At 58.2% G+C, this 20,267-nt stretch carries 15 protein-coding genes, 3 pseudogenes and 1 riboswitch; of the genes and pseudogenes, 9 read left to right on the top strand and 9 right to left on the bottom strand.

Features of this window, described 5'->3' with window-relative positions; translation table 11 throughout:
• Positions 1 to 5: 5 nt before the first annotated feature.
• From ACLI1M_RS01900 to ACLI1M_RS01860, 9 genes and pseudogenes are all read left to right on the top strand, one after another.
• Positions 6 to 1,225: pseudogene (locus ACLI1M_RS01900) on the top strand (IS30-like element IS1513 family transposase).
• A 75-nt stretch (positions 1,226 to 1,300) separates the two neighbouring features.
• Positions 1,301 to 2,485, top strand: a complete 1,185-nt coding sequence (locus ACLI1M_RS01895; protein ID WP_248100434.1) for an Nramp family divalent metal transporter — start codon at positions 1,301 to 1,303, stop codon at positions 2,483 to 2,485.
• 20 nt (positions 2,486 to 2,505) lie between these two features.
• Positions 2,506 to 2,895, top strand: a complete 390-nt coding sequence (locus ACLI1M_RS01890) for an NUDIX hydrolase (RefSeq protein WP_005292595.1) — start codon at positions 2,506 to 2,508, stop codon at positions 2,893 to 2,895.
• A 62-nt stretch (positions 2,896 to 2,957) separates the two neighbouring features.
• Positions 2,958 to 3,533 (top strand): TetR/AcrR family transcriptional regulator, encoded by a 576-nt coding sequence (locus ACLI1M_RS01885; RefSeq protein ID WP_005292598.1) that lies wholly within the window; start codon positions 2,958 to 2,960, stop codon positions 3,531 to 3,533.
• A complete protein-coding gene (locus ACLI1M_RS01880; protein ID WP_005292602.1) occupies positions 3,530 to 3,892 on the top strand; it encodes a DoxX family protein in 363 nt (120 codons plus the stop codon). Before ACLI1M_RS01885 ends, ACLI1M_RS01880 begins: the two co-directional genes overlap by 4 nt.
• A gap of 88 nt (positions 3,893 to 3,980) precedes the next feature.
• Positions 3,981 to 4,223 carry a CopG family transcriptional regulator gene (locus ACLI1M_RS01875; protein WP_005292604.1) on the top strand — a complete coding sequence of 81 codons (243 nt, stop codon included), beginning with the start codon at positions 3,981 to 3,983 and terminating at the stop codon, positions 4,221 to 4,223.
• Between the two features lie 139 nt (positions 4,224 to 4,362).
• Positions 4,363 to 4,812: pseudogene (locus ACLI1M_RS01870) on the top strand (helix-turn-helix domain-containing protein); the annotation flags it as partial.
• Between the two features lie 19 nt (positions 4,813 to 4,831).
• Positions 4,832 to 6,051 (top strand): annotated as a pseudogene (locus ACLI1M_RS01865) (IS30-like element IS1513 family transposase).
• A complete protein-coding gene (locus ACLI1M_RS01860) occupies positions 6,032 to 7,144 on the top strand; it encodes an ABC transporter family substrate-binding protein (protein WP_248099153.1) in 1,113 nt (370 codons plus the stop codon). The pseudogene ACLI1M_RS01865 and the gene ACLI1M_RS01860 overlap by 20 nt, the downstream one beginning before the upstream one ends.
• Before the next feature lie 229 nt (positions 7,145 to 7,373).
• Here the strand turns inward: ACLI1M_RS01860 and tuf are convergent, their stop codons facing one another.
• The 9 genes from tuf to ACLI1M_RS01815 form a co-directional block, all read right to left on the bottom strand.
• Positions 7,374 to 8,564, bottom strand: coding sequence for an elongation factor Tu (gene tuf / locus ACLI1M_RS01855; RefSeq protein WP_023020538.1), 1,191 nt, complete (start codon positions 8,562 to 8,564; stop codon positions 7,374 to 7,376).
• A 392-nt stretch (positions 8,565 to 8,956) separates the two neighbouring features.
• Positions 8,957 to 11,086, bottom strand: a complete 2,130-nt coding sequence (gene fusA, locus ACLI1M_RS01850; RefSeq protein WP_023020537.1) for an elongation factor G — start codon at positions 11,084 to 11,086, stop codon at positions 8,957 to 8,959.
• A 322-nt stretch (positions 11,087 to 11,408) separates the two neighbouring features.
• Positions 11,409 to 11,876 (bottom strand): 30S ribosomal protein S7, encoded by a 468-nt coding sequence (rpsG, locus tag ACLI1M_RS01845; RefSeq protein ID WP_005322865.1) that lies wholly within the window; start codon positions 11,874 to 11,876, stop codon positions 11,409 to 11,411.
• 6 nt (positions 11,877 to 11,882) lie between these two features.
• Entirely contained in the window at positions 11,883 to 12,254 is a 372-nt protein-coding gene (gene rpsL / locus ACLI1M_RS01840) for a 30S ribosomal protein S12 (protein ID WP_005322866.1), read from the bottom strand.
• 230 nt (positions 12,255 to 12,484) lie between these two features.
• Positions 12,485 to 13,036, bottom strand: coding sequence for a hypothetical protein (locus ACLI1M_RS01835; RefSeq protein WP_023027806.1), 552 nt, complete (start codon positions 13,034 to 13,036; stop codon positions 12,485 to 12,487).
• A 26-nt stretch (positions 13,037 to 13,062) separates the two neighbouring features.
• Positions 13,063 to 13,833, bottom strand: coding sequence for an energy-coupling factor transporter transmembrane component T family protein (locus tag ACLI1M_RS01830; RefSeq protein ID WP_248099154.1), 771 nt, complete (start codon positions 13,831 to 13,833; stop codon positions 13,063 to 13,065).
• Positions 13,826 to 15,253 (bottom strand): ABC transporter ATP-binding protein, encoded by a 1,428-nt coding sequence (locus tag ACLI1M_RS01825; protein WP_248099155.1) that lies wholly within the window; start codon positions 15,251 to 15,253, stop codon positions 13,826 to 13,828. Before ACLI1M_RS01825 ends, ACLI1M_RS01830 begins: the two co-directional genes overlap by 8 nt.
• A gap of 14 nt (positions 15,254 to 15,267) precedes the next feature.
• Positions 15,268 to 15,879 (bottom strand): ECF transporter S component, encoded by a 612-nt coding sequence (locus ACLI1M_RS01820; protein ID WP_248099156.1) that lies wholly within the window; start codon positions 15,877 to 15,879, stop codon positions 15,268 to 15,270.
• Positions 15,870 to 16,000: riboswitch (TPP riboswitch) on the bottom strand. It overlaps the preceding gene by 10 nt.
• A gap of 170 nt (positions 16,001 to 16,170) precedes the next feature.
• Positions 16,171 to 20,166 carry a DNA-directed RNA polymerase subunit beta' gene (locus ACLI1M_RS01815; RefSeq protein ID WP_200288280.1) on the bottom strand — a complete coding sequence of 1,332 codons (3,996 nt, stop codon included), beginning with the start codon at positions 20,164 to 20,166 and terminating at the stop codon, positions 16,171 to 16,173.
• Positions 20,167 to 20,267 lie beyond the last annotated feature (101 nt).

Raw genomic sequence — 20,267 nt, 5'->3', positions numbered from 1 at the left:
GCGGTATGCGAAGTTACGCCGGCAGCGACATCGTCGAACGCCTGATGAGGCGGTGGTGTCTTTGCCAGATACAGGCAAGAAGCTGGGTAAAGATTCTGTTATACCAGCACCGATGAAAACTCAAGCCGTTGATGGATTTCCTAGCGGCGTATTCGACAAACACGCCTTAGTAGGGCGTGGTCGCAGGCTTACTGTTGAAGACCGTGTTGCTATTGAAGCGGGATGTCGTGTCGGTGATTCGGCACGAGCCATCGCGCAGAAAATAAATAGGCACCACAGTGTCGTCGCTCGTGAAATCACCCGTAATGGTTGGAAGATCGTCGATGAGGACGGCACAGAGCAGCTGCGGTATAACGCCCACAACGCTGCTGTTTCTACTGCTGGTCGGATGGTGCGGCCAAAACTACGCAAGCTCGATGAAAGCCCAACGCTTCGGGGTGTAGTAGTCGATTGCCTTGCCCGCAGGTGGTCACCTGGGCGCATTAGTGCATGGCTTGAGCATGCTTTCAGCGATGATGAAAGCATGCGTATTTCCCACGAAGCGATCTACAGTGCCTTATACATTCAAGGCAAAGGCAGCCTGCGAGCCGAGCTTGAAGAAGTCATGAAGACTAAAGACGTACTTATCCGCGGCGGCTCAACACGCAAGCGTCGTGCCCGAAACGCTGGCGTGTTAACCGGTCGCCCTTGGATCAAAGGTGCTGAGATCACCCACCGCAGCCCGGAAGCTGATGACAGGGCTATTCCCGGGCACTGGGAGGGCGACCTTGTTATTGGTAAAGGTGGCAAAAGCGCGCTGATTACCCTAGTAGAGCGCACCAGCCGTTACACCCTGCTTGGACACCTTCCCGATGAGCACAGTTCACACACCGTGGTCGCAACCCTGCAGGACATGGTCAAAGACCTCAACACCGAGCAGCTAAAGACCATCACATGGGACCAAGGCGCAGAAATGGCTGTCACAGCACAAGTCCAGATTAAAGACGGCTGCCAGGTGTTTTTCTGTGAACCGCACTCACCGTGGCAGAGACCAACCAACGAGAACACCAACGGCGAGATCAGGCGCAGGTTCTACAAAAAGGGCACCGACTTTGCCACCGTCACACCCGAACATGTCGCGTGGGTGCAAAATGAGCTCAACGAAACACCCCGACAAATCCTCGGCGGCGCAACCCCACGTGAAATACTTAACGAACTATTCAAGCGTGGCGCATCCACCGCTTGATTCCGCCCCCTGGCTTGAACATATGGCGATGAAAACTAGACTTCAAGTAGTTGAACTTTTGGTATGGAGATGCCTATGCGTAAGACCTTAATCAGCCTCACCGGCCCCGCCTTCGTTGCTGCAGTGGCTTACGTCGACCCCGGCAACGTAGCCGCCAACATCAGCGCCGGCTCCCACTACGGCTACCTCCTGGTGTGGGTACTCGTCGTGGCCAACCTCATGGCCATGTTCATCCAGTACCACTCCGCCAAACTGGGCCTAGTCACCCACCGCTCCCTGCCGGAAATCATGGGCGAGCGTCTCTCCCGCCGCGCGCGCCTAGGCATGTGGGCCCAGGCCGAGCTCATCGCCGCGGCCACCGACCTCGCCGAAGTCATCGGCGGCGCCATTGCCCTGCAACTCCTCTTCAACCTCCCCCTGTTCGCGGGCGCGCTCATCATCGGCGCGGTCTCCATCATTCTCCTCATCTTCCAGAAGAAGAACCAGTGGTTCGAGGGGCTTGTCATCGGCCTGCTCCTGGTCATCTGCATCGGCTTCCTTGCCGGCCTCGCCATCGCCCCGCCCGACCCCGCCGACGTGGCCGGCGGCCTCATCCCCCACCTAGAGGGCAAGGACAGCATCCTGCTGGCCGCCTCCATGTTGGGCGCCACCGTCATGCCGCACGCCATTTACCTACACTCCTCCCTGACCAAGCAGCGCTACCCCGACCTGGAAATCCCCCACGTGCTGGCCGGCACCCGCGCGGACATCGCCGTGGCGCTGTCCATCGCCGGGCTCGTCAACGTGGGCCTGCTGGTCCTGGCGGGCTCGGCCCTCTACGGCGTGGACGGCACAGAGACCATCTCCGGGGCCCACACGGCGATTGCCAGCCACCTCGGCCCGCTGGCCGGCGTTCTCTTCGCCATCGGCCTGCTGGCCAGCGGCCTCGCCTCGACGTCAGTGGGCGCCTACGCCGGCTCCGAAATCATGGACGGCCTGCTTCACATCAAGGTCCCCCTACTAGTCCGCCGCCTGGTCACGCTCATCCCGGCGCTGGTCATCATCGGCTGCGGGGTCGACCCCACTATGGCACTGGTGGTCAGCCAGGCACTTCTTTCCCTGGGCATCCCCTTCGCCATCATCCCGCTTTTCCGCTATGCCGGCTCCCGGGACGTCATGGGTGAGTTCGCCGCGAAACCCTGGTCTATGGCCGTGGGCTGGACGCTTGCCGCGCTGGTCATCGCACTCAATCTCGCCCTCGTGCTCCTGCCGCTGCTCTAGGCCGCCTACAATCAGCAGCCATGATTGAAGTAGCAGCCGTCGTCATCCGCAACCCACAAGGCCACGTGCTTACCGTGCGCAAGAAGTCCTCCACCAAGTACCAACTGCCCGGCGGCAAGCCCGAGGCGGGCGAGGCGCTTGTCGACGCCGCCCTGCGCGAAGTTGCCGAAGAAGTAGGCCTCACCCTCGACGCCGAGAGCCTCAACAAACTCGGCACCTTCGACGCTCCCGCCGCCAACGAACCGGGCGAGGTCGTCGTCGGCACCATCTTCACCTACACCCGCACCGTCACCGCCGACGAACCCCATGCCGCCGCCGAAATCGGCGACACCGCCTGGGTCAACCCAGCAGCCCCCGACCGCGAGCTTGCACACCTGCTGCGCGACCGCGTCTTCCCCACGCTGGCCTAGCGCCAACTGTCAACACTTCGGCGTCATTGACCTCGAAACCATCAAGAGCTACCCTTTTGAACATGTTCACTGAACACGTTCACTCATCGCGCTCGGCCGCCAAAGCTGGCACCGTCAGCAAGGTCCTAGCCACCGCCTACGAACTCTTCCTCACTCAGGGCTACGCCACCACCAGCATCCGGACTATCGCATCCGAAGCTGGCGTTAGCGTGGGAACCGTCATGGGAGTCGGCGACAAACAAACGCTGCTCATCCGCACCATTGGCCAACACATTTCAGAACTCCACGATGACATCCGGGGACAATCCGATAGCCTTCTCGATGTCCTGAGACCTTTCCTCCAGATGTTTACCGGCCACGAAGAGCTCTCCCGCGCCTTTGGCGCAGCACTCATCCAACAAGGCAATCAAGGCGAAGCGCTCACCGCACTCAAAACGCTCCTGACCGATGAAATCACCCTGCGACTCGGCACCAGGCTCAGCAGCGCCGATGCGGCCGAGTACGCCGACCTGCTGTACAACGTCTACCTCGGCTTACTCATCGGCTGGGCCGCCGGAATCTACGACACCGAGCACCTCACATCCCAAGCCGCCTCATCGATCGAACGCCTCAACACCGCATTCGGAGTAACCCAATGATCCTAGAATCTTCCCCAGCCTGGCCCTCCCTTCTACTAGCAGCCATTCTGCTTGGCGACGCCGCCCTCTCCCTCAAACCAGTCCCCTTCATCGAAGCCTGCCTCAGCGGCGTCAAACTCCCCAAGGACTGGTGGTGGGCGCTCATTGTCATCAAGTGCCTCGCCGCCGTAGGACTCATTGCCGGCCTCTGGTTCCCCGGCGTAGGAATCACAGCCATGATTGGAGTCATCGCCTATTTCTGCGCGGCCGCAGCAGCCCATGTCCGCGCCCACTTCCTCGGTAGCGCATTCTGGATCAACTGCTTAGGCATGCTCGCATTCTCCATCGGAGTACTGATCCTGACGCTCGCACTGAATTAAGACACCAGTCAACCTTTCACGGCTTCCTGAAGGCAGATACATCATTGCACCTCTTGAATGATGACTTGATGCTTTCTACCCTAAAGGTATGCGCACGACGATAAACCTCCCGCCGAAACTCCTTGAAGAAACGAAGGTCCAAGCCAAAGCCAACAATGTCACTTTGAGCTCATACGTCGAAGAGGCGGTCCGCGCTGCCCTCAAGAAGGAAGCCCGCATCAGTACCGAAGACACCCCCGTTAACCTGCCCTCCTTCGATTGCGGCGGACCGGCTCTAGTTGATCTCAGCAACAAAGAAGCTGTGTGGGCGGTACTCGATGATCATTCCTGATGTCAACATTCTCGTTTATGCCTTCCACTCCGCTGCACCGCAACATAAACCCGCTCAACAATGGCTAAGTAGTGCTCTAAATCGGCATGAAACAATTGGACTCCTGGATGTTGTGGCAGGGCGTGCTGTCAAGGGGTGAATGCGCCACTTCGACCGGGAGGTAGTTGTGACGCGTTGGACTCCGAAGGATGTTAAGGATGCTGCTGTTGAGCGCGTGGTGGCAGGCGAGGCAGTTAGCCTGGTCGCGCGTGATGTGGGTGTAGGCCCCGAATCGGTTTACGGTTGGTTGAGGGTAAGAGGTGTCGAACCTCCAGGCAGGCGTGCGAGTCGTTTGCGTGATCCGTTTGTCCGTGAGGCTGTTGGGTTGGTGCGTGCAGGTATGTCGATCAGTCAAGCAGCACAGACTGTTGGAATATCGACTGGCTTGCTTCACAGCAGGTTAAAGAAAGCTGGTGTAATCGAAGTGCGGCCTAGACGCGCCCACTTGTCACCTGATAAACGTGCCCAGGCCGTGGAGCGAGTGCTTGCTGGTGAGAGCTGTCAGACAGTGGCTGATGCTATCGGTATGCATCCTTCTACCGTGTATGGGTGGATAAGGAAGCAGCGGTATGCGAAGTTACGCCGGCAGCGACATCGTCGAACGCCTGATGAGGCGGTGGTGTCTTTGCCAGATACAGGCAAGAAGCTGGGTAAAGATTCTGTTATACCAGCACCGATGAAAACTCAAGCCGTTGATGGATTTCCTAGCGGCGTATTCGACAAACACGCCTTAGTAGGGCGTGGTCGCAGGCTTACTGTTGAAGACCGTGTTGCTATTGAAGCGGGATGTCGTGTCGGTGATTCGGCACGAGCCATCGCGCAGAAAATAAATAGGCACCACAGTGTCGTCGCTCGTGAAATCACCCGTAATGGTTGGAAGATCGTCGATGAGGACGGCACAGAGCAGCTGCGGTATAACGCCCACAACGCTGCTGTTTCTACTGCTGGTCGGATGGTGCGGCCAAAACTACGCAAGCTCGATGAAAGCCCAACGCTTCGGGGTGTAGTAGTCGATTGCCTTGCCCGCAGGTGGTCACCTGGGCGCATTAGTGCATGGCTTGAGCATGCTTTCAGCGATGATGAAAGCATGCGTATTTCCCACGAAGCGATCTACAGTGCCTTATACATTCAAGGCAAAGGCAGCCTGCGAGCCGAGCTTGAAGAAGTCATGAAGACTAAAGACGTACTTATCCGCGGCGGCTCAACACGCAAGCGTCGTGCCCGAAACGCTGGCGTGTTAACCGGTCGCCCTTGGATCAAAGGTGCTGAGATCACCCACCGCAGCCCGGAAGCTGATGACAGGGCTATTCCCGGGCACTGGGAGGGCGACCTTGTTATTGGTAAAGGTGGCAAAAGCGCGCTGATTACCCTAGTAGAGCGCACCAGCCGTTACACCCTGCTTGGACACCTTCCCGATGAGCACAGTTCACACACCGTGGTCGCAACCCTGCAGGACATGGTCAAAGACCTCAACACCGAGCAGCTAAAGACCATCACATGGGACCAAGGCGCAGAAATGGCTGTCACAGCACAAGTCCAGATTAAAGACGGCTGCCAGGTGTTTTTCTGTGAACCGCACTCACCGTGGCAGAGACCAACCAACGAGAACACCAACGGCGAGATCAGGCGCAGGTTCTACAAAAAGGGCACCGACTTTGCCACCGTCACACCCGAACATGTCGCGTGGGTGCAAAATGAGCTCAACGAAACACCCCGACAAATCCTCGGCGGCGCAACCCCACGTGAAATACTTAACGAACTATTCAAGCGTGGCGCATCCACCGCTTGATTCCGCCCTCCACCCCGCTATTGATAGCCCAGAGAAGTTTGACAAGGCCTACCTGGGCAAACTGAACCCGCAGTACGGCGCCGGCCCATTCAAGGTAGACAACGTGGACTTCAAGGGTGGGACCCTCACCCTCGTGCCAAATGAGAAGTGGTGGGGCGATAAGCCGAAACTCAAGAAGGCAAGCTTCCGCGTCATGGAATCCCAGGCCACCATTAACGCCTTCCAAGCCGGGGAAATTGACGCGGCTGGCGTGGCCGATAAGAACAGCCTCACCATTGCCAGTGAAATGGGCGAGGACATCGATATCCGCGCAGCATTGCGCCCTGCCAATGTCATCCTCACCCTCAATTCCAAGGCGCCACAGCTCAAGGATGAGGATGTGCGCCACGCCGTCTTCTCCGCCATCGACCGCGATCAGCTGGCCGAGATCCGCTATAACGGCCTGGGCTATGAAGAAGAGATGCCGGGCTCGCTTACCCTCTACTCCACCCAGGAGGGCTACAAGGACAATATCAAGGACGTCATCAAGTTCGACCCCGAGCAATCCAAGAAGCTGCTCGAGGATGCCGGATATCAACAAGGTGATGACGGAATCTTTGCTAAAGACGGCGAAAAACTATCCCTGCGCTATATCCTCATCGGCGACGATGAGGTATCCAAGTCCCTTGCCGCCGCACTTCAAAAGATGCTCAAGGACGTCGGCGTTGACCTCAAGATTGAAGAGCGCCCTTCTGCTGAGTTCTCGAAGGTAACCTCTGAGCGAGACTTCGATCTCTTCCTGTCCGCCATTGCTTCCTCCGATCCATTTGGAGTCGCCTACTTTGGCCAGTACTACGCCAGCGATTCCACACTAAATATGTCCAGCACTGGCACCAAGGAATTTGATAAGAAGATTGAAGAGCTGCAGAAGCTTCCTTCCCAGGACGAACAAATCGACCGCGTGAATGAGCTCGAATCGGAGGCCTTCGGCCACTACGGTATCCTCCCCTTCGCCAACGGTCCGCAAATGGTCGGCGTAAAGAAGGGCCTGGCCAACTACGGTGCCAACGGCTTCGCCATCCTCCCCAAGGAAGACATCGGCTGGGAAAAGTAGCAACTCCCTGCACGCCTAAAAGCGCAATGCGCTGAAGCCTCCCGCAGCATCAATCAAACAGGATGCAGCGGGAGGCCTCTTTTATAGGCCAGCACCGCCCGGCCAAGGCAGCAACGGCTATTGCCGACGCTCGTGCATCGCGGAGAAAGTGGGTTAAGGTCAAAAAATCCGCCCCACCGAAAGTGAAGCGGATTTTTTATAGCCCTACTGAGCGGTTACTGGGTATCGACTAGTCGATAACCTTGGTAACGCGGCCAGCGCCGACGGTGCGGGAGCCTTCGCGGATAGCGAAGCGCAGGCCCTCGTCCATAGCGACCGGCTGGATGAGCTCAACGGACATCTCAACGTTGTCGCCAGGCATAACCATCTCGGTGCCCTCTGGCAGGTGAACAACACCGGTAACGTCCGTGGTACGGAAGTAGAACTGCGGACGGTAGTTGTTCATGAACGGGGTGTGGCGGCCGCCCTCTTCCTTCTTCAGGACGTAGACGGAACCCTCGAACTTGGTGTGCGGGGTGTAAGCGCCCGGCTTGATAACAACCTGGCCACGCTCAACGTCCTCACGCTTGGTACCACGCAGAAGCAGACCACAGTTGTCGCCAGCCTCGGTGTAGTCCATCATCTTGCGGAACATCTCGATACCGGTAACGGTGGTGGTCTGGGACTTCTCCTGGATACCGATGATCTCAACGTCCTCGTTGACGTTCAGACGGCCACGCTCAACACGGCCGGTAACAACGGTGCCGCGGCCGGTAATGGTGAAGATGTCCTCGATAGGCATCAGGAACGGCTGGTCGGTAGCGCGCTCCGGATCCGGGATAGCGTTATCGCAGGCTTCCATCAGTTCAACGACGGACTGTACCCACTTGTCATCGCCCTCGAGAGCCTTCAGAGCGGAGATGTGAACGATAGGAGCTTCCTCATCGTAGTCCTGCTCTGCGAGCAGCTCACGGATCTCCATCTCAACGAGCTCGATGATTTCCTCATCATCAACCATATCGCACTTGTTCAGTGCAACGAGGATGTAAGGAACGCCAACCTGGCGAGCAAGCAGAACGTGCTCGCGGGTCTGCGGCATCGGGCCATCGGTTGCAGCAACAACCAGGATAGCGCCGTCCATCTGAGCAGCGCCGGTAATCATGTTCTTGATGTAGTCGGCGTGGCCCGGAGCGTCAACGTGTGCGTAGTGGCGCTTCGGGGTGGAGTACTCAACGTGGGAGATGTTGATGGTAATACCGCGCTCCTTCTCCTCAGGAGCTTTGTCGATCATATCGAACGCGAATGCCTGGTTCTCCTCAGGGTACTGGTCAGCCAGAACCTTGGTGATCGCTGCGGTGGTGGTGGTCTTGCCGTGGTCGACGTGTCCGATGGTGCCGATGTTCACATGCGGCTTCGTACGCTCGAACTTCTCCTTTGCCACTGTATGTCCTCCTGGACTATATGGTGGCTACGACCTTCGCAGCCACGTGGTTGACAGTTGTCATTGGCACCCGACCCACAGTATGTGGGGCAAAGCGCTAATGACGCTTTCTTTACGTGCCAGTTACACGATCCTAGATTTATGCCACGGTTTTTTCAAACCGCCGTTATAGGAGGTAACCCCGCGAAATATCGCGGCCATTTCCCTCGACAAGAATCTTCTAAAAAGGATCCTGGGAGGGTAACGGCCGGCTCAATTCACAACCTAAATGGTTAAGCTGCAAACTCAGCCCGCCGCTACCCTGGCCCAGTTGTCCCGCTCCGCGGCGGGTCTGGCATCTACTGGCGAAGATTACCAGCCCGGACAAACCGCGGGTGGAGCGGGGCTACTGCTTAGTTAGCGCTGCCGGTGCGCTCCTCGATGATCTCCTGTGCAACGGAGGATGGAACCTCTGCGTAGGAATCGAAGACCATGGTGAAGTTTGCGCGGCCAGCGGTGGAAGAACGCAGGTCACCGATGTAACCGAACATCTCGGACAGCGGCACCTTAGCCTTAACGACCTTCGCGCCGGAACGGTCCTCCATAGCGAAGACCTGGCCACGACGGGAGGAGATGTCACCGTTAACGGTGCCCATGTACTCCTCAGGGGTGACAACCTCAACGGCCATCATCGGCTCCAGCAGAACTGGCTTTGCCTTGGCCATTGCTTCCTTGAAGACCTGGGAGCCGGCCAGCTTGAAGGCCATCTCGGAGGAGTCGACGTCGTGGTAAGCGCCGTCTTCCAGGGTGGCCTTGATGTTAACCATCGGGAAGCCTGCCAGGTAGCCGTACTGCATTGCGTCCTGGATACCAGCGTCAACGGAAGGAATGTATTCCTTCGGAACGCGGCCACCGGTGACGGCATTCTCGAATGCGTAAGTTGCGGACTCGCCCTCTTCCAAGGTCTCTGGGTCCGGGTTGTACGGCTCGATGGTGCAGATAACCTTTGCGAACTGACCGGAACCACCGGTTTGCTTCTTGTGGGTATACTCCATGGACTCAACCTTCTTACGGATGGTCTCACGGTAAGCAACCTGCGGGTTACCGATGTTCGCCTCAACCTTGAACTCGCGCTTCATGCGGTCAACAAGAACGTCGAGGTGGAGCTCGCCCATGCCGCCGATAACGGTCTGGCCGGTCTCCTCATCCAGCTCGACGGTGAAGGTTGGGTCCTCAGCTGCGAGCTTCTGGATAGCGGTACCCAGCTTCTCCTGGTCAGCCTTGGTCTTCGGCTCGATGGAAACCTTGATAACCGGATCCGGGAAGTCCATGGACTCGAGGATGATCTGGTTATCCTTGTCACACAGGGTGTCACCGGTGGTGGTCTCTTTCAGACCGATAACAGCATAAATGTTACCGGCGTCTGCCTGCTCAACAGGGTTTTCCTTGTTGGCGTGCATCTGGAAGAGCTTACCGATGCGCTCCTTCTTGCCCTTGGTGGAGTTCATAACCTCGGTACCCGGGGTGACCTGGCCGGAGTAGACGCGGGTGAAGGTGAGCTGGCCAAAGAACGGGTGAGCAGCAATCTTGAATGCCAGTGCGGAGAACGGGGACTCAACGGAAGGCTTACGGGTAAGCTCCTTGTCCTCGTTTCCTACCTCGTGGCCGATAACCTCGCCGACGTCCAGCGGGCTTGGCAGGAAGTCAACCACAGCGTCGAGCAGTGGCTGCACGCCCTTGTTGCGGTAGGCGGTACCGCAGTAAACCGGGTAGACCTCGGAGTTGATGGTGAGCTTACGGATGCCGGCCTTGAGCTCGTCAATGGTCAGCTCCTCGCCGCCGAAGTACTTCTCCATGAGCTCTTCGTCGGACTCAGCAACGGTCTCAACCAGCTTCTCGCGGTATTCTTCCGCCTTGTCCTTGAGGTCCTCTGGGATTTCCTCGTAGGTAGGCTCAGCGCCGGTCTCGACCTTGCCACGCCAGGTGATTGCCTGCATATTCAGCAGGTCGACAACGCCGTCGAAGTCATCCTCAGCGCCGATAGGCAGCTGCATAACCAGCGGCTTAGCGCCCAAGCGGTCAATGATGGTCTGAACGGTGAAGTAGAAGTCAGCGCCCAGCTTGTCCATCTTGTTAACGAAGCAGATACGCGGAACATCGTACTTAGCAGCCTGACGCCACACCTGCTCGGACTGCGGCTCAACGCCTTCCTTACCGTCGAAGACTGCGACGGCGCCGTCAAGAACACGCAGGGAACGCTCAACCTCAACGGTGAAGTCAACGTGACCCGGGGTGTCAATGATGTTGATCTGGTTGTTATTCCAGAAGCAGGTCACGGCAGCGGAGGTAATGGTGATGCCGCGTTCCTTCTCCTGCTCCATCCAGTCAGTAGTGGACGCACCGTCGTGGGTCTCGCCCACCTTACGGTTGATACCGGTGTAGAAGAGAATACGCTCGGTGGTCGTCGTCTTACCAGCATCGATGTGGGCCATGATGCCGATGTTGCGGACCTTGTTCAGATCCTTAAGCACTTCTTGTGCCACGTTTATACCCCAACTTAATAGTCGTCGACGCCGTGACCAGGTTTCTGGCTATGACGCCTGCATGGATAAGGTCTTTTAATTTTTGCCACTATTGGCCGTCCTAGGTGCACGCATGCCCCTAGACTTCCATCGCTTCAGTGTACTGGACACTCCACGATGCCGCTGGACCGGGCGGGCATACCGCCCAGAAATCACACCCATTAGGGCAAAAAATGACCCAAGCAAGAGATATGTAGTTTTGTGTCGCCGCCGGAGAAAACCTGCCGGCAGCCAGCGCGAAACTTTCTTCTCGTTGCTTGGGCCATTGAAATGAGTGCTGAAATTACCAGCGGTAGTGAGCGAAGGCGCGGTTAGCCTCAGCCATCTTGTGAGTATCCTCACGACGCTTAACGGAAGCGCCGAGGCCGTTGGAGGCATCCAGAATCTCGTTTGCGAGACGCTCAATCATGGAGTTCTCGCGACGCTGGCGGGTGAAGGTCACCATCCAGCGCAGTGCCAGGGTGTTTGCACGGTCAGGGCGAACCTCAACCGGCACCTGGTAGGTAGCGCCACCGACACGGCGGGAGCGAACCTCAAGGTCTGGGCGGATATTGCCCAGTGCCTTCTCCAGGGTGCCAACCGGATCGGTACCGGTCTTCTCGCGGCAAGCCTCGAGAGCGCCGTAGACGATACGCTCTGCGGTGGACTTCTTGCCGTCCTGGAGAATCTTGTTGACGAGCATGGTTACCTGCTCGGAGTTGTATACCGGGTCCTTGACTACAGGACGCTTCGGAGCAGCATTCTTACGCATTGTTTATTACTGTCCCTTCTTTGCGCCGTAACGGGAACGTGCCTGCTTACGGTCCTTGACACCCTGGGTATCCAGAGCGCCGCGGATAATCTTGTAACGAACACCAGGAAGGTCCTTCACACGGCCGCCGCGAACGAGGACCATGGAGTGCTCCTGCAGGTTGTGGCCCTCGCCCGGAATGTAGGCGGAAACCTCAATACCGGTGGTCAGGCGAACACGAGCAACCTTACGCAGTGCGGAGTTCGGCTTCTTAGGAGTGGTGGTGTACACGCGGGTGCATACACCGCGACGCTGCGGGGAACCCTTCAGCGCAGCGGTGGAAACCTCTTTACGCTTATCGTGGCGGCCCTTGCGGACCAGCTGCTGAATAGTTGGCATTTAACAGTCTTTCTGTCGAATTGCACCAATACCGAAGGAAAAACCAAACATGCAAAAATGGGCGCTCTTTCCCGGGGCGCTGCCGCATGTCCAGAACTCTTCCCAAGGTCGGTGCCTTGTTAAGGATCAGACTCTTCACCGCGCGCCAGCAAGGCACGCATAGTGAACTGCCGTTTAGACTAGCAAACCGATTACGCTTTATACAAAACGCGATCGGCACCTTCTTCCTGCTAGGACCATTCCCAAACTAAATCAGCCTCAGCAGCCTTGGTGGCAAAGTAGTCCTTTTCCTGTGCTTCCCAGGTTTCAAACCACTGCTCGTAGTCGGGCTCGCGGGCGATGGCGCGTTCGCGGCGTTGGTCCCGGGGGCCGTCGATAAGCACGCTAACTACCGTTCCCCTCTCCTTTGCGGCTGCGATATTGGCCGGGGTTACGGAGCCCACCCCTTCCACGATGAGATCATCGCGCACGTCGAGGCTAGCCCAGTCTCCAGGGCTGTCCGCCTCCCAATCCCAGCGCCAATAGCCGGGATTCATGGTGCGCAATACCTGTTCTGCCACCATGTCAGAGCCCTTGTCCAGGCCGTGCCAGCCGGGGTAGAACTCATCGAGGTGTACCACGCGCCAGTTGGTGCGCTCGGCCAGCGCGGCGGAAGTCCAGGTTTTTCCGGCACCCGAAGGGCCGTCGATAAGCACGGTCACTGGCTTAAAGGCACGCTTTCTGGCTGCCGCCAGCTTGACGACGTCCTCTAGAAGGCGCTCTTGTTGGCTATCAAAGTCCATGGTCGCTCAATCACTGCTTTCGCGGTTTATAGGCCGAAGAATCTCCAGGCCCCAGTGAGTACCGAAACTACCACCGGTACAAAAGCGAGGACAGTACCTATGGCCATAATCCACCCATCGCGGGCGTGCAGCCGGGAGGAACGCGCCCACGTGCGTGCCCCTCCTCCGGGTGGGGTGCGCCCAAATCCGCGCGCCTCCATAGCCGTGGCCAATTTGCCACCGCGGCGCAGCGCGATGACCAATAGCCCGAAGGACATAGTAAGCAGATGCTTCAGCTTGCCGACGTCCGTCAGCCCCCTCGCCCTGCGCGCCATCCCCAGCGACTGCCAATCAGATTGAAAAAGCGTCATCATGCGCACACCGGCCACTGCACCAATGACAAAACGCGAAGGCAGCTTCAAGATCTGCGAGAGAGCATCACCCAGCTCCGTAGGGTCGATATCACGGGCGAGCACCACCATGGGCAAAGCTACGGCAAAGACGCGCAACGTAATAGCAATGGCCAGGCTAAGGGAATTTTCGGTGACATGAATAAGCCACCAGTGGAAGTATTCGGTGCCGCTGGGCTCACCATAAAGCAGCATGGAAATGCCGGAAATCGGGGCGACCAAGAAGAGGAACCATCCGGCCTTAAAGACTCGCGCCCACGATACCCCGCATAACGGGGCGAAACTCAGAGTAAGCACTAACGATACCGCTGCCGAAACCCAGTCAATGGACGCCAAAATGGGAGTGACCCAGATAAACATCATAAACACTCGGGTAAGCGGATTGGCTCCGTGTAAAAGGTTAGGCACCCTCCACCTCCACATGATGATCCCCTAAAGCCTGGATAAACAAAGGATCGTGAGTAATGGAGGCAACGGTGGTGCCACCATCGGCTAGCTCGCGTAGCAAGCGCACCAGCTCCACAAAGGTCTGCGGGTCCTGTCCAAAAGTAGGCTCGTCAAGAAGTACTACCTCAGGTGACGTTACCAACGCAGTAGCTACCGAAAGGCGGCGCTTCTCGCCTCCAGAAAGCGTGAAGGGATTAGCCTCCAAAAGGTGCTCCAGGCGCAGGGAATCCACCAATTGGTCTATGCGCTCTTCCGGGGGTTTTACTCGCATGACTTTTGGTGCCACGCGCAGCTCTTCCGCTACGGTGCGCGAAACGAACTGGTGCTCCGGGTTTTGGAATACGAATCCAATGCGGTCTGCCAACTCACGAGATTTCCACCGAATCGGTGGCCCTTTCACCCCACGGCGCACAAAGTCTGCCACTCCGATCTCGCCGAAGATAGCCGGCAGCAAGCCCGCCATGGTCATCAACCATGTCGATTTTCCTGCACCATTAGGACCTGTAATCACAGTCGAAGCGCCCGCCGGCAGGGAAATCGTGCGCGGTGGGCCGAAGCGAGTAACCAAATCCTTGCTCCAGAGCGCAGCGTCTCCTTCCCTAGCTGCGCCATCACCCAACTCGCGCGCCTGCGGGAGCTCTTCGACACGGCGGCGTCGTGCTATCTGCTCAAAGGGACCATCGGCCACGATGCGCCCATGCGCAATTTCCACGGCACGGTCAAGCAATCCTTCCCATGCCGTATGCTGGTGTTCTACCACCACAAGGGTAGCCCCAGTCTCTTCTACCAGTGCAGAAACGGCGCGAACCACATCGCGTGCGCCGGCAGGGTCAAGATTGGCAGTGGGTTCATCGAGCAGCACCACACCGGCACCCATAGCGATTACCCCCGCTAAAGCAAGGCGTTGCTTTTGCCCACCAGACAGGCGCTCGGTGGGGAAATCCAAATCTACGAACGGGCCGACCAGATCCTTGGCCGCGGCTACGCGGCGCCAAATCTCTTCCCTCGGATACGCTAGGTTCTCGCAGCCGAAGGCAATATCGTCTCCCACCCGAGCTGAGATAACCTGCGAATCTGGGTCTTGCAACACCAGCCCTACGGGAATGGAATGTCCCGGTTCTTCCACTGCGCCAGTGGAATCTTCCAAGAGGATCTCTCCGGTGCGGGTTCCCTCTTCATCGGAACCCAGTACCCCGGCTATAGCAGCTAGGAAGGTGGATTTTCCGGATCCAGAGTCGCCGCAAAGCAATACCCGCTCGCCCGGTTCAATAACCAGGTCAATATCAGCTAACGCTGGCTGGGTGCGCCCGGAATGCGTCCAGCCAAAACCGCGGGCGGTAATTTTTGTGGGCCTTCCCGCCAGAGTGGAAAAGTCAGTCACAGTGCCAATACGCCCTAAGCGCGCTGTTCGCGGCCTGCGGCGAAACGATCCAAAGCGCCTGTCTTCGCTAGCGCCTTCACCACGAAAAAGCCCAAAGCACCGGCGAGGAGCGCACCGGAGATAGTCAGCGTAACCAAATAAATCATTTGGAACTCGAAGGAGCGAGCCAAGTTACCGGAAAGGAATAGCTCGAGAATAAAAGCACCCCAGCCAGCCGCCATGCCGGCTAATACCGAAACTCCAAAGCCAAACCTGCGGTACAGGAAGATAGCCAGGATGATTTCCACGCCTAGCCCTTGTGCCAAGCCGGAATACAGGGTTTCAATGCCCCACTGGGAACCCAGCACTGCGGACACAGTGGCCGCTAGGACCTCAACGTATACAGCTGCACCTGGCTTGCGGATGATAAGGCCACCCAGCACGCCACCAATGAGCCAAATGCCGGTGGCTATACCGCCCAAGCCCGGGGTAATAGCATCCATAGCTTGGAACCAAGCATAGCCCACTGCGTTCCAACCCAAGAATACGAAGCCGCAAGCTACACCCAGAACAGATGCAACCACGATATCGACCACGCGCCAATTCAAACTGCGCTTCGGGGCAGCGGACGCACTTGTAGTAGACATAATTTTCCTCCCTCTCGCCGGCATTATCCGGATCAGGTTCTACGGTTCACCGCGCATGTGGCGGCATCTCAGCCAGTCTCGGCTACACAATGGCAGCTGACAAGCACCCGTGATGTGTGCATTTTTCAACTACTTAGGCAGCGCTCCCCTAAAGGCGCCTTGCCAAAAGCTGCATTCATACTAGCAGAGCAGTTTAGCGGTACACCCTAAACATGGAAACAGCCCCGCCTTCCTGTCATTCAGGAAGGCGGGGCCATCAATATCCCGCGTTAACGCAGATTCAGCTGCACCCTAGAAAGTGAAGTCCTCATCCAGCGGCACGGAGGCACCGGTGAACTCACCGAAGCCGTCATCGCCATAGATGGAATCGCCGTAAGTCGGAATCGAGTATGCAGCGTTGCGCGCAGCCTCGGTCGGCTTGACGGAAATATTGCGGTAGCGGGAAATACCGGTACCGGCCGGGATGAGCTTACCGATAATCACGTTCTCCTTGAGACCGATGAGCTTATCGGAGCGCTTGTTAATAGCGGCGTCCGTAAGCACGCGAGTGGTCTCCTGGAAGGATGCAGCGGACAGCCAGGACTCGGTAGCCAAGGAAGCCTTGGTAATACCCATGATCTCCGAGCGCAGCTGAGCCGGCTCGCCACCTTCTGCAACCTGAGCAGCATTGAGCTGCTTAGCTTCAGAAAGGTCGATGAGGTTACCCGGCAACAAGTCCGTAGTACCCGCATCAATGACGGTACCGCGGCGCAGCATCTGGCGGATGATGATCTCGATGTGCTTATCGTGGATAGCCACACCCTGGGTACGGTACACAGCCTGCACCTCGTTGATGAGGTGCTGCTCCACGCCACGGCGGCCGAGGACCTCGAGCACGTCGTGCGGGTCAGCCGCACCGCGCATCAGGCGGTCACCGGTCTCGACGTGGTCGCCGTCCTTGAGGGAACGCTCGATCATCGCATCCGGGTTGGACTCCATCGGGCGACGGACCTGAGCCAGGCCCTGACGCTTGGAGAGCTTCTCATAGACCACATCATCCGAACCGTCATCCGGGGTGATGGTCAGGGTCCAGAAGTTGCCCTCATCGGACAGGGATACGGTGCCGTCAACGGAAGCGATAGGAGCGCGGTTCTTCGGGTTACGGGCCTCGAAGAGCTCCTGAACACGCGGCAGACCGCCGGTAATATCGCCACCGACACCACCCTGGTGGAACGTACGCATGGTCAGCTGGGTACCCGGCTCACCAATGGACTGTGCCGCCACGATGCCGACGGCCTCGCCGATATCGACCAGCTGGCCGGAAGCCATGGACTTGCCGTAGCACTTGGCACACACGCCAGCCGGGGTCTGGCAGGTCAGCACGGAGCGAACCTTGACCTCAGTAACCTTGGAGTCCAACAGCTTCTGGGTGAGTTCCTCGGTGAGGTCGGAGCCGGCCTCGGCCACGACCTCCCCGTTGGCGTCCTTGACATCGGTCGCGAGAACGCGGCCGGATGCGGAGGTCTCCCACAGCTCGGAGAGAACCACCTTGTCGCCGGAAACCTCGCCGATGGGGACGCGAACGCCCTGGCGGGTGCCACAGTCCTCTTCGCGGACGATGACGTCCTGGGCCACGTCCACCAGACGACGGGTGAGGTAGCCGGAGTCAGCGGTACGCAGCGCGGTATCGGCCAGACCCTTACGGGAACCGTGGGAGTTGTTGAAGTACTCCAGCACGGACAGGCCTTCACGGAAGGAGGTCTTAATCGGACGGGTGATGTAATCACCGTGCGAGTTCACAACCATGCCCTTCATACCGGCCAGCGTCCAGATCTGACGCATGTTACCGGCCGCACCAGACTTCACAATCATCGGAATCGGGTTGTGGTCAGGGTACATGTTCTCGACGGCCTCACCGACGGTATCGGTAGCGTCCTTCCACAGCTCAACCAGGCGATCGTAGCGCTCGCGCTCGGTCAGAGCACCCTGCTCCCAGTACTTACGCTCGATGCGCTCTGCTTCCTTCTCATAAGACTCGAGGATCTCGGTCTTATTCGGCAGAACCAGAACGTCAGACATAGTGATGGTCACGCCAGAACGGGTTGCCCAGTAGAAGCCGGCATCCTTCATGTTGTCCAGCACCTGAGCCACGGTGATCATCGGGTACTTATTGGCCAAGTCATTGACCACGTCACCGATGAGTACCTTGTTGCCAGAGCCGCCGCCCTTACGGACCATGATGCCCTCGAGGTACGGGTAGTTCCATGGCAACAACTCGTTGAACATGACGCGGCCAATGGTGGTGTAGCCCATCCATGCCTGGCCCTTGGTCCAGCCATCTGGGAACTGCTCCTCCTCGATCTCCTTCGGCGGGCGAAGGTGATCGATGCGGACCTTGATCGGGGCCTGCAGGCCAACGGTGCCGCGGTCATAGGCCATGAGGGCCTCGGCGTAGGAGGAGTAAACGCCGGTTGCTGGCTTGTCCTCTTCTGCCTCGCGGAAGCGGCCGTTGCCACCGATCTCGTCCTCGGACTTGTCCATCGTTAGGTAGTACAGGCCGGTAACCATATCCAGACGCGGCATAGCCAGTGGCTTACCGGATGCCGGGGACAGAATGTTATTGGACGCCAGCATCAAGACGCGGGCCTCAGCCTGTGCCTCAGCGGACAGCGGCAGGTGGACTGCCATCTGGTCACCGTCGAAGTCGGCGTTGAACGCCTCACAAGCCAGCGGGTGCAGCTGAATAGCCTTACCCTCAACCAGCTTCGGCTCGAAGGCCTGAATGCCCAGGCGGTGCAGCGTAGGTGCACGGTTGAGCATCACAGGGTGCTCAGAAATGGCCTGCTCCAGAACGTCCCACACCTCTGGGCGCTGGCGCTCAACCATGCGCTTGGCGGACTTGATGTTCTGGGCATAGTCGTTTTCTACCAAGCGCTTCATGACGAACGGCTTGAATAGCTCGAGCGCCATGAGCTTCGGCAGCCCACACTCGTGCAGCTTCAGCTGCGGTCCAACGATAATAACGGAACGGCCGGAGTAGTCCACGCGCTTACCCAGCAGGTTCTGGCGGAAGCGGCCCTGCTTGCCCTTGAGCAAGTCAGACAGGGACTTCAGCGGACGGTTGCCCGGGCCGGTAACCGGACGGCCGCGGCGGCCGTTATCGAAGAGTGCGTCCACAGACTCCTGCAGCATGCGCTTCTCGTTGTTCACGATGATCTCTGGAGCGCCCAGATCGATCATGCGCTTCAAACGGTTATTGCGGTTGATCACGCGGCGGTAGAGGTCATTCAGGTCGGAGGTAGCAAAGCGGCCACCGTCCAGCTGCACCATTGGGCGCAGCTCTGGCGGGATAACCGGGATGGCATCCAACACCATGCCGGCCGGATCGTTGCCGGAGCGCAGGAAGGCAGCAACGACCTTCAGGCGCTTGAGGGCACGCATCTTCTTCTGGCCCTTGCCATTGTTGATGATCTCGCGCAGCTCCTCGGCCTCAGCCTCGAGGTCGAAGTTGCGGACCAGGGTCTGGATGGCTTCTGCGCCCATGCCGCCGGTGAAGTAATCCTCGTAGCGGTCAACCAGCTCTTCGTAGATGGTCTCATCGATGATCATCTGCTTTGGAGCCAGCTTGATGAAGGTATTCCAGATTTCATCCAGGCGGGCGATTTCGCGCTCGCCACGCTCGCGGATGTGCTGCATTTCCTTATCGGCAGCGTTCTTTACCTTCTTACGGGCATCGGCCTTGGCACCGGCTGCTTCCAGCTCAGCCAGGTCAGACTCCAGCTTGGAGGCGCGCTCTGCGATCTCGGACTCGGTATCGTCCTCAACGTCCTTCTTCTCCAGGAGCATTTCTGCTTCCAGGGTGGACTGATCGTTGTGGCGAGCCTCTTCATCCACGGAGGTGATGATATTGGCGGCGAAGTAAATGATGCGCTCGAGATCCTTCGGAGCCAGGTCCAGCAGGTAGCCCAAGCGGGAAGGAACGCCCTTGAAGTACCAGATGTGGGTTACCGGAGCGGCCAGCTCAATGTGGCCCATGCGCTCACGGCGAACCTTGGACTTGGTGACCTCAACGCCACAGCGCTCACAGATGATGCCCTTGTAGCGGACGCGCTTGTACTTACCACAAGCGCACTCCCAGTCACGGGTGGGGCCGAAGATGCGCTCACAGAAGAGGCCGTCCTTCTCCGGCTTCAGAGTGCGGTAGTTAATGGTCTCAGGCTTTTTGACCTCGCCCTTGGACCAGCGACGAATATCGTCTGCGGTGGCCAGACCGATGCGGAGCTCGTCGAAGAGATTTACGTCAAACACGTAATGTCTCCCTTTCATCCTCGTTGTCGAGGAATTGATGGCTTTGTATGAATGGAACGTTTACGCCCTACCACGGGGACTTACCCCGCGGTGGACCAAGA

Source organism: Corynebacterium sp. LaCa54 (genome assembly GCF_046717495.1).
Lineage (GTDB): Bacteria > Actinomycetota > Actinomycetes > Mycobacteriales > Mycobacteriaceae > Corynebacterium > Corynebacterium kefirresidentii.
This window is presented reverse-complemented; position numbering and strand designations above follow the sequence as displayed.

Excerpts from the sequence above, each read along its gene's own strand:
- ACLI1M_RS01895 (WP_248100434.1), top strand. The coding sequence starts at position 1,301 with ATGCGTAAGACCTTAATCAGCCTCACCGGCCCCGCCTTCGTTGCTGCA.
- ACLI1M_RS01890 (WP_005292595.1), top strand. The coding sequence starts at position 2,506 with ATGATTGAAGTAGCAGCCGTCGTCATCCGCAACCCACAAGGCCACGTG.
- ACLI1M_RS01885 (WP_005292598.1), top strand. The coding sequence starts at position 2,958 with ATGTTCACTGAACACGTTCACTCATCGCGCTCGGCCGCCAAAGCTGGC.
- ACLI1M_RS01880 (WP_005292602.1), top strand. The coding sequence starts at position 3,530 with ATGATCCTAGAATCTTCCCCAGCCTGGCCCTCCCTTCTACTAGCAGCC.
- ACLI1M_RS01875 (WP_005292604.1), top strand. The coding sequence starts at position 3,981 with ATGCGCACGACGATAAACCTCCCGCCGAAACTCCTTGAAGAAACGAAG.
- rpsG (WP_005322865.1), bottom strand. The coding sequence starts at position 11,876 with ATGCGTAAGAATGCTGCTCCGAAGCGTCCTGTAGTCAAGGACCCGGTA.
- rpsL (WP_005322866.1), bottom strand. The coding sequence starts at position 12,254 with ATGCCAACTATTCAGCAGCTGGTCCGCAAGGGCCGCCACGATAAGCGT.
- ACLI1M_RS01835 (WP_023027806.1), bottom strand. The coding sequence starts at position 13,036 with ATGGACTTTGATAGCCAACAAGAGCGCCTTCTAGAGGACGTCGTCAAG.
- ACLI1M_RS01820 (WP_248099156.1), bottom strand. The coding sequence starts at position 15,879 with ATGTCTACTACAAGTGCGTCCGCTGCCCCGAAGCGCAGTTTGAATTGG.